This is a genomic window from Streptomyces olivaceoviridis (genome assembly GCF_014650115.1).
GTDB lineage: Bacteria > Actinomycetota > Actinomycetes > Streptomycetales > Streptomycetaceae > Streptomyces > Streptomyces olivaceoviridis.
Window position 1 is genome coordinate 64,741 of record NZ_BMUI01000031.1, and the last position, 11,733, is coordinate 76,473.

Sequence of the window (11,733 nt, forward strand, 5' to 3'; positions counted from 1 at the left end):
GTCAAGCATAAAGAGCGCTATTCATGTGAGTCGGCGGGGCGGCCGTGGCGCCACTTGGCCAAGTCCGCCCGCACGAACCCTCTCAACCCCGTTGCACCGGGGCGGACTTCCGCAGCCGGCCGGCCCCGTCCTCGAACTGGCTCGAATCGTCACGTGGACCGCACCCCTCCTAGCCTTAGATAGATAACGCTATTTATGCTGGGCTCGGCCTCGCCGTCGGTTGATTCCCCCGTCGTCGGCGGCGGGGCCGCGCACACGCATCGTGGAGAGCGGTACGTCGCGTGGAAGGGATGTCCCGATGACAGTGCTGCACGAGCCGGCGCCGCCGACCCTCGCCGAGGGCGCCCAGGGCCCGTGTCTCCGGTCGTTCGTCGAAACCGTCTTCGACCAGCTGCCCCGAGCAGACCAGCGCAGGTGGGCGGAGCTGCACGTGCGGGCACTGCTGCAGACACCCGGTAAGAAGTCGTTGCGGCGGCTGGCGGAATCCGTCAGCGACTCGCCGACGGCCTCACAGGCTCTGCACCAGTTCGTGAACGCCAGCCCCTGGGACTGGATGGCGGCACGCCGGAACCTCCTGCGCCGGGTGGTACCGACCGGCGAAGCGGTGACGGCCTGGACACTGGCACCCGCCTTCATACCCAAGCGCGGCGAGTACTCCGCCGGGGTGCACCGCAGGTTCGACCCGGTACTGGGCCGGCTGTCGAACTGCCAGCTCGGTCTGGTGGTGCTGGCCACGGGTGAGCACGGCCCACTGCCCGTCGACTGGAGCCTGTACATTCCTCGGACCTGGACGCGGGCACGGCGGTCGAAGGTGCGGGTGCCCGACGAGATCCGCGGTCCGCTGTGGTCCCAGGCCGCGGATCTCCTGCGACGAACGGTCTCGCTGTCTCCTGGCCGATGTGCTCCTGTCACGGCCGACCTGTCCTGGCTGCCGGACCGTGAGGCGTTCCTCGGTCACCTCACACAGAGCGAACTGCCCTTCGTGGTGGAGGTCCCCGGCACCATGCGCGTCGTGCACGCGCCGTCCCCGTCGGCCGGCTCGCCACCGCTCACCGTGCGTGAACTCCTCACGGAGCACGGCAACGTGACCGCGGAGGAACGGCAGCGCGTCCTCACCCTCCCGGTGTCCCCGTCCGGTCCACGGACTGGACGCGTCCGGTTGCGGTTGCTCGTCCAGCACCGACGGGACGACTCGGCACAGTACTGGCTGACGAACCTGGTCGACCGCCCGCTGCCCGACCTGGGCCCGCTGATGCTGCAGCCGAGTCTGGCGGCGGGCGTGGTCGACACCCTCCACGAGGACTTCGGGCTGCGGGACTTCGAGGGGCGGTCGTTCCCGGGCTGGCACCACCACACCACACTGGTGTCCGCCGCGTTCGCCTACTCCCGGCTCCGCGGCCGCCTCTGCTGACCCGGATCCCGCAACCCGCCGCGCGGGTGAGCGCCGGGAGCCGCTGCCGCCCGGCGACACGGGCGTCCCGCCCCAGGTGGGAGTGTCACCCCGGGGCACGGCCGTGGTCGGGAGCGCGTCGCCCGCTCGAAGCAGCGCCTGGCGGCACGGCTTGCTCAAGGCATGTGCGGTGCCCGGCCGCACGGCAAGCTCAAGACATGTGCGGTGCCAGGCCGCCGAGCACGGCGCGCCATACCTCCGCGATGTCGGCAACCGTGGAACCGCCCTCGGCCGCGGCCCTCCGGGACTGTGCCGCCACTCCTTCCATCACGTACATGATGAGGTGCGCCGCGGTCGCCGGCCGTACGTCGGCGGCCAGCTCACCGGCGAGGGAGGCCTCCTCCAGCAGTCGCAGGACCTCCGCGCGGAAGGCACCGGGCCAGTCGGAGCGCACGTGGCCCTCCTCGACCAGCCGCACGGCGGCCCGGGTGACCACGGCGGTCTGCAGTGCCGTGGCCACCCGGAGCGTGAGGGAGGACAGGCCACCAAGGGGGCGACCGGTCGCGGAGTCCGCCGTGCTGAGGCGCTCCAGCTCGACGATGCCTTCCTCCACCACCGCCGACGCCAGTGCCGCCTTGGAGCGGAAGTGGAAGGTGAGGGCCCCGAGCGTGACGTTCGCCTCCACGCAGACGGAGTTGAGCGTCGTACCTTCGTAACCGTGCCGGTCGAAGTGGCGCGCTGCTGCCAGGACGAGGTTCGCGCGGGTGCACGCGGCGCGTTCTCTGTTCTTCATGGAAGGGCCTCGGGGAGTCAGGACGTCTGGGAGGGTGCGGGCCGGCCCACGGACAACGGATGCGGTGGGGCCGGTCGGGCCGGTCAGACGCCGGTCGGCGTCACGGCGGGCGGTTGCGCGGGCGTCTCCCGCCGGGCCCGTCCCGCCCGCCCCGCCGGGGGCGGCGTCGTGGGGCTTGTCGCGCGCCGCGGACCCCGTGCCGGCTTCCTGTCGGCCTTCGCCATGACGAGGCCTGTCAGGTCTCCCATGTACCGTCCTCAGGTTCGGCTGCCCGTGGCCGCGGGCGGAGCGGTCCCGCGGCGGCGGCTCGACGGGCGCTCCGACCCTATGGTGAGCACCGGGTAACCGGCACGAGAACGCGGAGAACTCGGAGCGTTTCGAGCAAGTCCGCCGCTGCCGTGCGGCTAACGGGCCGTCCATCCCCCATCGGCTGCGATGACGGCGCCCGTGGTGAACGACGAGCGGTCCGAGCACAACCAGGCGGCGGCCTGGGCGATTTCCCCGGGGTCGGCCAGGCGCTGCTGCATGGCGCGCTCGGTGAACGGCTTGAACAGCGCGGGCGTGTCGGAGAGTACCTGGTCCATCAGCTCGCTCCGGGTGCTGCCGACGGCGAGTGCGTTGACGCGGATGCGCTGTTCCGCGTACTCGTCGGCCGCGGCCCTGCTCAAGCCGATGACGGCGTGCTTGGCTGCGATGTAGGGGGCGGAGGCGCCGGTCGCTCGCATCCCGGCGACACTGGAAGTGTTCACGATGGAGCCGCCGCCGTGTTCGAGCATCACGGCTATCTGTGCCCGCATCGCGTTCCACACGCCTCGGGCGTTGACGTCCATGATGCGGTCGTACTCCGCATCGTCCATCAGGTGCATGGGCGTACCGGTGGAGGTCCACCCCGCGTTGTTGAAGGCGGCGTCGAGCCGGCCGTAGGTCCGCAGCGCCGTCTCCACGGCCGCGTGCATGTCCCCTGCGCGGGTCACGTCCGCCACCACGGCCGTGGCTTGCCCACCCGCTGCGCCGATCGCGGCCACCAGCTCCCGCAGCCGGTCCGCGCGGCGGGCGGCCAGGACGACGCGGGCCCCCTCCTGTGCGAAGAGCTCCGCCGCCGCCGCGCCGATGCCGCTGCTCGCTCCGGTGATGAGGACCGTCTTGCCGTGCAGCAGGCCCTGTGAGGGCATGGGTCTCCTTAGCGTGGGTGGGTCGTCGGGCACGGCTCTCCGTGGCACGGCAGCCGCCCTCTCACTCGAAACGGTCCTTGTGACCGGTCGCCCACTGGGCGAAGGTGGTCGCGGGCCTTCCGGTCAGCCGCCCGACCGTGTCCGTGGTGCATGCCTTGGCACCGGCCAGCTGTCGCTCGGCGCCTGCGAGGAGAGCGTCGGCCATCGCCGGCGAGTATCTGCGTGTATAGGTGGCGTGGGCCTCCTCGCGGGAGAGCTCCCGGCAGGTGAGGGGGCGTCCGAGCACCTCGGCCAGCACTGCCGACTGTTCGTGGGCCGACAGCGACTCCGGGCCGGTGACCTCGTACGACTGGAAGTGGTGCCGGCTGTCACCCAGGACGCGCGCCGACACCTCTGCGACGTCCTCGGGCGCGATGCACGCGTTGCGGCTGTGAGGGTGCAGCGCGTACGTGGTGCCGCTGCCACGGATGCTCGACGCCCACGCCAGGGCATGTGACGTGAACGACCGCGGCTGGATCATGGTCCACGGGATGCCGCTCGACTTGATGCGGTCCTCGTTGGTGCGCTGCCACTCGGTGATCAGATCGTGCGCCGCGGCGTCGCGTACCGCCGCCGCGGAGAGTTTGACGATGTGTCCCACCGAAGCCCTGTCAGCCGCGCGCACGATGTTGCGGTCGTGTTCGGGCCGTGTGGGGTCGTTCGTGACGACGAACACGGCGTCGGCACCGCGAAAGGCGTCCACGACGCTGTCCACGTCGCCGTAGTCACAGGTGACGTGCCGGATGCCGGACCGCTGCCCGGTGGGACGGGGCGTGCGGCTGGTCAGGGTGAGGCGGTGACGGGGCGCCAGGTGCGTCACCATCAGCGAAGCGATCTGCCCGGTGGCTCCGGTGAGGACGATGTGCCGGGACCCGGCCGCTGTCACGGTCACTGGGCGGGCAGACGCGTGGGGCCGACGTGGATGTCGCGCAGCACCGCTTCCGAGGCGATGCTGGGCAACAAGAAGTCCCACATGTCGCAGACACGTTCCATGAGGTCGTCGCGCTTGGTCGCGAGATTCGAGTAGACCTGCATCCCGGTGCAGGCGCCGACGACGAAGCGGGCCAGCCGGTCGGTGTCGACCCCGTCGCGGAGTTCACCGTCGGCCCGGGCCACGTCCAGGTGACTGCACATCAGCGTGCGCCACTCCTCGAAGGAGGTGGCGTCGTTCATGCCGTGGCTGCCCTGTTCGGTGGCGAGACGGACCCCTGCGCGAAGGACCGGATCGCGTTTTATGCGGTCCGCCCACACCAAGGTGATGTCCACCAGGCGCTGCAACCCGGTCGAGGTGAGGCGGGGCTCTATCGTCGTCGGCTGGGCGTTCATCAAGGCTTCGGCCAGTCCCTGCTTGGAGCCGAAGTGGAAGTAGAGAGCACCGAGGGTGAGCCCCGCCCGTTCCACGATCTGGGTCACGGACGCCTTCTCGTAACCGGCCTCGTCGAAGACCTCGGCCGCCGCCAGCAGGACTCTCTGGCGCGTACGGGCAGCCTGCTCCGCCTTGGCAGTCGGCACGGGCGATCACTCCTCGACAGACATAGATAGTGTCATTTATGTTAACCGCATCGCTGTCGAGCAGGCCATCGATACGGGGGGAAACGTCGGCATGTCCCACTTGCACGGCTACGGAAGCAGCGGACCACAGGCCATCGAGAAGGTCCCTCAAGAACTCGTCCACAAGCATGCGGCCACCGAAGTGCTCCTGACCGGCTGGACCACTCACGGCGGCAACCGGCACACCGTCCGGGCCCAGTGGCCCCCCTTCCACACCTTCTACCGGCCTGGCAACCGACGCTTCGACTCCTTGCTCTTCGTCGAGACCGTGCGCCAGACCTTCCCGCTGCTGTCCCACGTCGCCTACGGCGTACCCTTCGGCGCCCATCTGGTCTGGGACGACTTCAGCTTCGAGGTCGAGCCACGGGCCATGCTGATACCGCGGTCCCGGGCCGACGTCGTCCTGGACATCACGTGCTCCGACGTCCGCATGAGGAAGGACTGCCTGGTCTCGATGACCATGCACGCGGCCGTCCTCCTGAACGGCCGTCACGTCGGCACCGCCCGCACCCGGTTCACCAACCACTCCCCGGCCGTGTACCGCCGGTTGCGCGGTCGATGCGACCTCGGGGACGGGCACCGCCGGGCCCTGCCGCTTCCCCCTGCCCTGCCGCCCGCCGCGGTCGGGCACGTCCTGGCCGGGAACGTGGTCCTGGCCGAAGCGGAACACGCGGGCCGTTGGCAGTTACGCGCCGACCAGGACCATCCGGTGCTGTTCGACCACCCCGTCGACCATGCCCCCGGCATGCTTCTCCTGGAAGCGCTCCGTCAGGCCGCTCACGCGGTCTCCCCGGCCACCGGCAGCACGGTGACGGTGACAGGGATGTCCGTGTCCTTCCAGGGCTGGGTGGAACTGGACAGCCCCGCCTGGGTCTCGGTCGCGTTCCTGCGCCGCGACGCGCTGAAGGCTGTCATAGAACAGGACGACAGGACCTGTCTGAGCGGCGAGGTCGTCTTCGAGACGGACCCGGCCCGGCCCCTGGAAGGACCGTCCCCGACGCCGTCACGGGTCCCACCCGCCGATGGTGGTCACGTCGTGCCCGACAGCCGGCGTCAGGCGCTTCCCGGGTAGGCCGCGCCCTGCTCAGAGACAAGGAGGCATGATCGCGTTCCGTCTGCCCGCCGATGCCGTCGACAACGCCCTCACCCGCGCAACATCCAGGGTCCGCTGCGGCCCGCCCGGGCACCCACGACAGCCCGGCGGGCCGAGCGTCGCAGGCACGCGGGCAGCGGTGCGGCACCGACGAGGAGTTGCCAGGCCGCCGGCACGTACCCGAGCGGGTGCGATCACCACGCATGGCGAACCACGCTCTAGCCGGGGTCGCAGGGCGCGGCGCGGGGCATGGGGCGGCGATGGCCGGCGGGACCGGGCCGGAGGCGGATCTCGACCAGGTCGACGCCGAAGACCAGGTGCCGCGCGTCGGGTGCGGTCGCCTCCACGTCGCGGCGCACCACAGCTGTCAGGGTGAGCCGAACCGGCCGGTCCCAGCAGAACCGCCCACCGCGTGCGGGGTGGGCGACGAGCACCAACGCCCGCAGTGGGCCCGCCACCTGGCGGCCGGACAGACGGCCGGCGCGCCGCGGCGACGTCACCGGCGGACAACCGCGGCGCCGGGGCCGCCCACACCACCGTCGCAACCGCGAGCGCCCCGGCCCCCAGGGCAGCTCCCGCCACGAGCACGTCGCGGCGCCCCACACCCGTCTCCTTCCTCCTCTGCCGGTACCCGGCCGGCGCCGCCTCGACGCTGCGGCCCGCCGGGCCCTGCGGCAGGGCGCACGACGCCGGCCTCCTGCGCCCCGGACCGCGGCCTCCGAGCAGCTCCTGCTGCCGCTCCCCCCGCGCCGGGCGGCCTCCGGCCGCCGCGCCGCCGACGCGACGTCGGTGTGACCGCCTCGCACCGGGCCGCGGCAGACGAAACCCCAGGTCGTCACCGATCGCTTCCCCAACCCGCTCCCGGAGACGGCCGGCCGGGAGAAGTGACGGCGTCCGCCGGGCGAGTGCCGCCCGGCGGACCGCACGGTCACGCACGCAGTACCTACCCGGCGGCAACGGCCGCCCAGGAGTTGTGTTCAGTGCTCGGTCAGTGCTGGGAGGCGATGATCAGGATGACGACGAGGATGACGAGGGCGAGCAGGCATCCGCCGCCACCGCCGCCGGACGATCCCTTGCGGAACTCGACCATCCCGCCGGGGACGACGGCCGGGTGGCTGCGGCGGTAGTGCCCTTCGATCGCCTTCTCCCCCTGGGACTCGCTCCCCCAGGAGGTGCGGTGCCCGCACTCACCGCACCGGTACCGGTAGCTGTCGGCCATGACTGTCTCCTTCTGTATTCGTTGGTCGTTCCGGGTTCGGTGGGTCGGGTGGCCGTCGGCCGAGTCCGTCGGACGCCGAGGCCGGTTCAAGCGCCATACGTCAGTCGTCGTCCCGCCCGGCGCGGGCGAGGTGTTCGGTGAGGGCCTGGAAGACGCAGAGGTTCGGGATCCCGGACGCGGCGGTGGCCCACACCAGCCAGCGGCCGTCGGCGCGGACGGCGACGAAACCGTTGCGGACCTCGACCCGCTGGACCTGGGCCCAGCGCAGGGAAGTCCGGGCGGAGCCGACGGCGTTCGCGGTGACCCACAGGGGGCCGAAGGCCAGCCGCGCGCCCTGCCGCAGCGCGGCTAGCGCCCGTGGAGCCTGCGCGGCGACGACGGCCCCGCAGATCACGGACCACCACTCCTGCGACCGGGCGAAGTCGCCGCAGCGCAGCACGACCCGTTCGCCATGGACGTCGACCAGCACGAGGGCGCCGGTGACGCCGCGCGAGGTGAGCACCGTGCGCCGGCGCACCACCGTCGTGTCGAAGCGGACGGCGTGGATCGTCCGGCCGACGGCGGCTGTCAGACCGTGCTGGTACAGGTCCAGCCGGGCGCCCGGGCTCGTGGCCGGTCCGCCGTCGGCGCGTAGCAGGCGCCGCACCCGCGCGGTGGCCGGCCGGCGCCGCCAGGGCTCGGTGGGCGGCACCCGGTAGGTGGCGCGTCGCCTGCCCAGACGGGCCCGGCCGGCGGTCGCGGAGATCCGCGCCAGCAGCAGTGCCTCGGCGCGGTCACGGTCGTCCGCCGCCCCGTTCACGCCACGCCCGCCCGGCCCCGGCCCGGCCCGGCGTCCTCCCCGAGCAGTGCCGCCCGCCGGGCCCGCAGGAGCAGGTCGCCCGGGGCCACGCCGAGGTCGTCGTCCAGGCGCCGGGCGATGCGGTCGAAGACGGCCAGAGCCTCGGCCCGCCGGCCGTCGCGCCGCAGCGCGTGCATCAGCATCGCGGCGACCGGTTCGTTCAGCGGCTCCTCCAGGGCCAGCGCGGACAGCGCGGTGATCGCCTCCAGGCGCCGGCCCAGCCTCAGCTGCCAGTCCGCCTTCCGCTGTGCCAGGCCGACCCTGCGCTGCGCGAGCCGCACCCGCTCCGACTCGGCGAACGGCCCGGGCAGCCCGGCCAGCGGCTCGCCGCGGAACAGCTCCAGCGCCCGGGCGCACAGCCGTACGGCCCCCGGCAGGTCGCCGGTGCGTTCGGCCTCCTCGGCCCGGGTGACCAGATCGTCCACGCACAGCGCGTCCACCTCGGCGATGCCCTGGACCAGTCCGTACCCGTACCGGTCGCGCCGGATCACCGAGTCCGGGCTCTCACCGAGACGCAGGATCTTGCGGAGCCGGTACACGTAGACGGGTACGACGTTGCCGTCCGGCATCTCCCTGCCCCAGACGTCCTCCAACAGTCGCCGCCTGCTGACGGAACGGTGCGGGTTCAGCGCGAGCGCCGCCAGCACGGCCTGCTGCCGCACGGGTCCGACGTCCACGGGCCGTCCCGCGAGCGTCGTCCGCAGCGGGCCGAGCACCGACACCCGCAGCCAGGGGCCGGACGCGGTGCCGGTGCGGCGTGCGGCGGTGTTCCCCGGCACCGGCCGGCGCGGTCCCTGGCCCGGTACGACCAGACCGCAGTCGAAGGCGTGCACGATGGCGGCGGCCCGGTCGCGCAGCCCCAGCTTCTCCAGCACGCGGCCGAGCCGTTCGGCCACCACCTGTTCGGACAGGACCAGGGCGGCGGCGATCTCGGCGTTCCCCAGGCCGCAGCCGAGCGCGTAGAGCACTTCGCGTTCCTCGGCGGTGAGGCCCGTGACGCCCCGGTCGCACCGGCCCGCGGTCGTCGTCGGCATGGCCACTCCCCGTTCTCCGGACCGGTCGATCCCCTCGCCCCGGTCGTTTCGTCGATGTGGTCGAGGCTGGCCGTCGTGCAGGAAATGTGGACAGAGCATTCAACCGGTCATATGTGACCGGTGCCCGCGCTAGAGTCCCGACCTGCGGAAACGGACAACTCAAGGGGGAAGGGCCATGGCCTGTGGCCGGTGAGTTCGGCGCGGTGCTGCGCCGGCTGCGCGAGGATGCGGGACTGACCCAGGACGAGCTGGAGCGGCGTTCCGGTGTCAGTGTGAGCACCATCCGCGGCCTGGAGACCGGCAAGCGCAGCAACCCGCGGATGACCACGGTGCAGCAGTTGGCCGACGCGCTGGCCCTGCGCAGCGAGGACCGCGAGGAGTTACTCGGTGCCGCCGTCCCCGGGCGCCGGGGCGGTGGCACGGGCATCACGGGCGAGGCGGAAGCGAGCGTTCCGGGAGTGGGCGCGGTGCGAGCGGGTGAGCCCGCCGTGGCGCCGCCTGCCGCGCGGGCCGCGCCGGCGGAGGCGGCCGAGCAACTCGCGCGGGCGGTGGCGGCCCGCTGGCAGCGCGAGGAGGAGCAGCGGCGGATCCAGGACCCGTACCCGCTGCCGGTCCGCTGGAAGGCCGCCTGTGAGACGCTCACCGACCACTGGGCCAACATCCGCCGCCTCCCGCCGGGCGCCCCGAGCGGCCCGCTGGATCTGAGCGGCCGGCTGGAGGGCATCGCGGAGACCTACCGGAGCATCCCCTCCGGGCGGCTGGTGGTCCTCGGCAGGTCCGGGTCGGGCAAGTCGGTCCTGGCACTGCGCTTCGTCCTGGACCATCTGAGGTCGCGGACGCCCGCCGAGCCCGTTCCGGTGATCTTCAGCATCGGCGCCTGGGACCCCACGGCCGTCACCCTGCGCGACTGGCTGACCGAGCAGTTGACGCGTGACTACCCCGGTACGGCCGCCCCGGGACCCGGCAAGGTCGGCCTGGCCTCCGCGCTGGTCGACTCCGGCCGCGTACTGCCGGTGCTGGACGGCTTCGACGAGATGGCCGACGGTCTGCGTCGCCCCGCGCTCGAGGCCCTCAACGCCACCACGCTGCCGCTCGTGCTCACCAGCCGCCCCGCCGAGTACGCCGCCGCGGTCGAGGAGACGGATGTGCTGACCTCGGCCGCGCCGATCGAACTCGCCGATCTCACCCTGGACGACCTGGTCCACTATCTGCCCCGCACCACCCGCAAGACGGACCGCTCGGACCCGGCGGCGGGCGCCTGGCAGTCCGTGCTGAAGAAGCTGCGCGAGCCCTCGCCCGACAGGTCACCGGCCCCGCTCGCCACGGTCCTGTCGACGCCGCTGATGGTGGCGCTCGCCCGCACCGTCTACAGCGATACGCCGGAGCACGATCCGGCCGAGCTGCTCGACACCGAACTGTTCCCCGGAGCACGGGAGTTGGAGGAGCACTTGCTCGACAACTTCCTGCCCACCGTCTATCGCCGCTCCCGACCGGGTGCGCGCGGCTGGGACCCCGAGCGCGTCCAGCGCTGGCTCGGCCACCTCGCCCGCCATCTGACGGAACTGAGGACTCCGGACCTGGCCTGGTGGCGGCTCGGCCACGGCCTGCGCGGTTCCACCCGCACTCTGGTCACCGCCCTCGTCACCGCGCTGGTCATCGGACTGGTCGACGGCGCCATGTCCGCCGGTTTCAGCGGCTCGTTGGCCGGCGGCGTGCTGGACGGGGCGATCGTCGGCCCGCTGGCCGGTCTCTTGTTCGGGCTGGTGCACTGGTTCACGTACACGGTCACGGGCAAGGACGTCCAGCCGTCCGCCGTACGGCTGCGCATCCGCGGCCGGCCGGAGACCACCACGTGGCGGGCGGGTCCCCGGCTGGTGATCGGTGCCCTGGGCGGCGCGTTCTTCGGCTTCGCCTACGGGTTCGTGGTCGGCCTCCTGCACGCGTTCAGCTGGAACGCCGGGCTGTCGTCCGCGCTGGAGCTCGGGCTGATCGACGCGATCGTCTTCGGGCTGGTCTTCGGTGGCGCTGCCGGGCTCTCCTTCTGTCTCCTCGGCCTCCTCGAAACGCCCCTCGACATCGTCTCCGCCGTCAGCCCGGGCAGCGTCCTGCGCACCGACCGCCGGACGGTGCTCACCCAACTGTGCTTCTGGGCACCCGTGTTCGGCGCGGCGGTCGGATTCGGGACCGGGGTGGTGGTGGATCTGCTGCAAGGGCGCCTGGGCCGGCTCGTCATGGACCCCACGGGCAGTCTCATGCTCGGCACCATCAGCGGTCTGGGCGGCGCGCTCGGTTACACGCTGACCCTGACCGCCTGGGGCCAGTGGTGTCTGCTCACCCGCATCTGGCTGCCGTTGACCGGACGCCTCCCCTGGGCCGTCGCCGCCTTCCTGGACGACGCCTACCAGCGCGGCGTCCTGCGCCAGGCGGGTGCGGTGTACCAGTTCCGCCACGCCCGGCTGCAGAGCCGTCTCGCACAGGGCCGCCGGCGAGGATGAGCCGGCGGCCCCGGGGGAGGTGTCCGTCGAGCGATGTGCCGGTGGTGCGGATCAGTTGTCGGTGATCCAGGTGCCCTTGTCGGGGTGCCAGTGGATGGTGGCCTTCTGG

Annotated in this window: 11 protein-coding genes; 3 read left to right on the forward strand and 8 right to left on the reverse strand. The window is 72.4% G+C overall.

The window, feature by feature from the left end; all coding sequences use genetic code 11:
* Positions 1-298 precede the first annotated feature (298 nt).
* Complete coding sequence (locus tag IE273_RS36690) at positions 299-1,411, forward strand: IS701 family transposase (protein WP_189819447.1); 1,113 nt, start codon at positions 299-301, stop codon at positions 1,409-1,411.
* 190 nt (positions 1,412-1,601) lie between these two features.
* Here the strand turns inward: IE273_RS36690 and IE273_RS36695 are convergent, their stop codons facing one another.
* The 4 genes from IE273_RS36695 to IE273_RS36710 all read right to left on the reverse strand — a co-directional run bounded on the left by IE273_RS36695 (position 1,602) and on the right by IE273_RS36710 (position 4,906).
* A complete protein-coding gene (locus IE273_RS36695; protein ID WP_189819448.1) occupies positions 1,602-2,183 on the reverse strand; it encodes a TetR family transcriptional regulator in 582 nt (193 codons plus the stop codon).
* A gap of 404 nt (positions 2,184-2,587) precedes the next feature.
* A complete protein-coding gene (locus IE273_RS36700; RefSeq protein WP_189819449.1) occupies positions 2,588-3,355 on the reverse strand; it encodes an SDR family NAD(P)-dependent oxidoreductase in 768 nt (255 codons plus the stop codon).
* Positions 3,356-3,416: 61 nt separating this feature from the next.
* Positions 3,417-4,286, reverse strand: coding sequence for an NAD(P)H-binding protein (locus tag IE273_RS36705; RefSeq protein WP_189819450.1), 870 nt, complete (start codon positions 4,284-4,286; stop codon positions 3,417-3,419).
* The gene (locus tag IE273_RS36710) at positions 4,283-4,906 is read right to left on the reverse strand and encodes a ScbR family autoregulator-binding transcription factor (protein WP_189819451.1); all 624 of its coding nucleotides are present in this window, start codon (positions 4,904-4,906) and stop codon (positions 4,283-4,285) included. Before IE273_RS36710 ends, IE273_RS36705 begins: the two co-directional genes overlap by 4 nt.
* Positions 4,907-4,997: 91 nt before the next feature.
* On the opposite strand from IE273_RS36710, the gene IE273_RS36715 reads away from it, so the two are divergent.
* Positions 4,998-6,017, forward strand: coding sequence for a ScbA/BarX family gamma-butyrolactone biosynthesis protein (locus tag IE273_RS36715; RefSeq protein WP_189819452.1), 1,020 nt, complete (start codon positions 4,998-5,000; stop codon positions 6,015-6,017).
* 239 nt (positions 6,018-6,256) lie between these two features.
* Here IE273_RS36715 and IE273_RS36720 read toward each other — a convergent pair whose 3' ends face one another.
* From IE273_RS36720 to IE273_RS36735, 4 genes are all read right to left on the reverse strand, one after another.
* Positions 6,257-6,538: a hypothetical protein gene (locus tag IE273_RS36720; RefSeq protein ID WP_189819453.1), complete on the reverse strand. Its 282-nt coding sequence runs from the start codon at positions 6,536-6,538 to the stop codon at positions 6,257-6,259.
* Between the two features lie 488 nt (positions 6,539-7,026).
* Positions 7,027-7,257 carry a hypothetical protein gene (locus tag IE273_RS36725; protein ID WP_189819454.1) on the reverse strand — a complete coding sequence of 77 codons (231 nt, stop codon included), beginning with the start codon at positions 7,255-7,257 and terminating at the stop codon, positions 7,027-7,029.
* A 100-nt stretch (positions 7,258-7,357) separates the two neighbouring features.
* On the reverse strand, positions 7,358-8,056 hold the full coding sequence (locus IE273_RS36730) for a DUF6585 family protein (RefSeq protein ID WP_189819455.1): 699 nt from the start codon (positions 8,054-8,056) through the stop codon (positions 7,358-7,360).
* The gene (locus IE273_RS36735) at positions 8,053-9,129 is read right to left on the reverse strand and encodes an AfsR/SARP family transcriptional regulator (RefSeq protein WP_189819456.1); all 1,077 of its coding nucleotides are present in this window, start codon (positions 9,127-9,129) and stop codon (positions 8,053-8,055) included. Before IE273_RS36735 ends, IE273_RS36730 begins: the two co-directional genes overlap by 4 nt.
* A gap of 182 nt (positions 9,130-9,311) precedes the next feature.
* On the opposite strand from IE273_RS36735, the gene IE273_RS36740 reads away from it, so the two are divergent.
* Positions 9,312-11,624, forward strand: coding sequence for a helix-turn-helix domain-containing protein (locus tag IE273_RS36740; RefSeq protein ID WP_189819457.1), 2,313 nt, complete (start codon positions 9,312-9,314; stop codon positions 11,622-11,624).
* The last annotated feature ends 109 nt before the right edge of the window (positions 11,625-11,733 follow it).

Bases quoted from the DNA above. Each gene is read 5' to 3' on its own strand.
- IE273_RS36690 (WP_189819447.1), top strand. From the start codon at position 299: ATGACAGTGCTGCACGAGCCGGCGCCGCCGACCCTCGCCGAGGGCGCC.
- IE273_RS36725 (WP_189819454.1), bottom strand. From the start codon at position 7,257: ATGGCCGACAGCTACCGGTACCGGTGCGGTGAGTGCGGGCACCGCACC.
- IE273_RS36700 (WP_189819449.1), bottom strand. From the start codon at position 3,355: ATGCCCTCACAGGGCCTGCTGCACGGCAAGACGGTCCTCATCACCGGA.
- IE273_RS36695 (WP_189819448.1), bottom strand. From the start codon at position 2,183: ATGAAGAACAGAGAACGCGCCGCGTGCACCCGCGCGAACCTCGTCCTG.
- IE273_RS36715 (WP_189819452.1), top strand. From the start codon at position 4,998: ATGTCCCACTTGCACGGCTACGGAAGCAGCGGACCACAGGCCATCGAG.
- IE273_RS36735 (WP_189819456.1), bottom strand. From the start codon at position 9,129: ATGCCGACGACGACCGCGGGCCGGTGCGACCGGGGCGTCACGGGCCTC.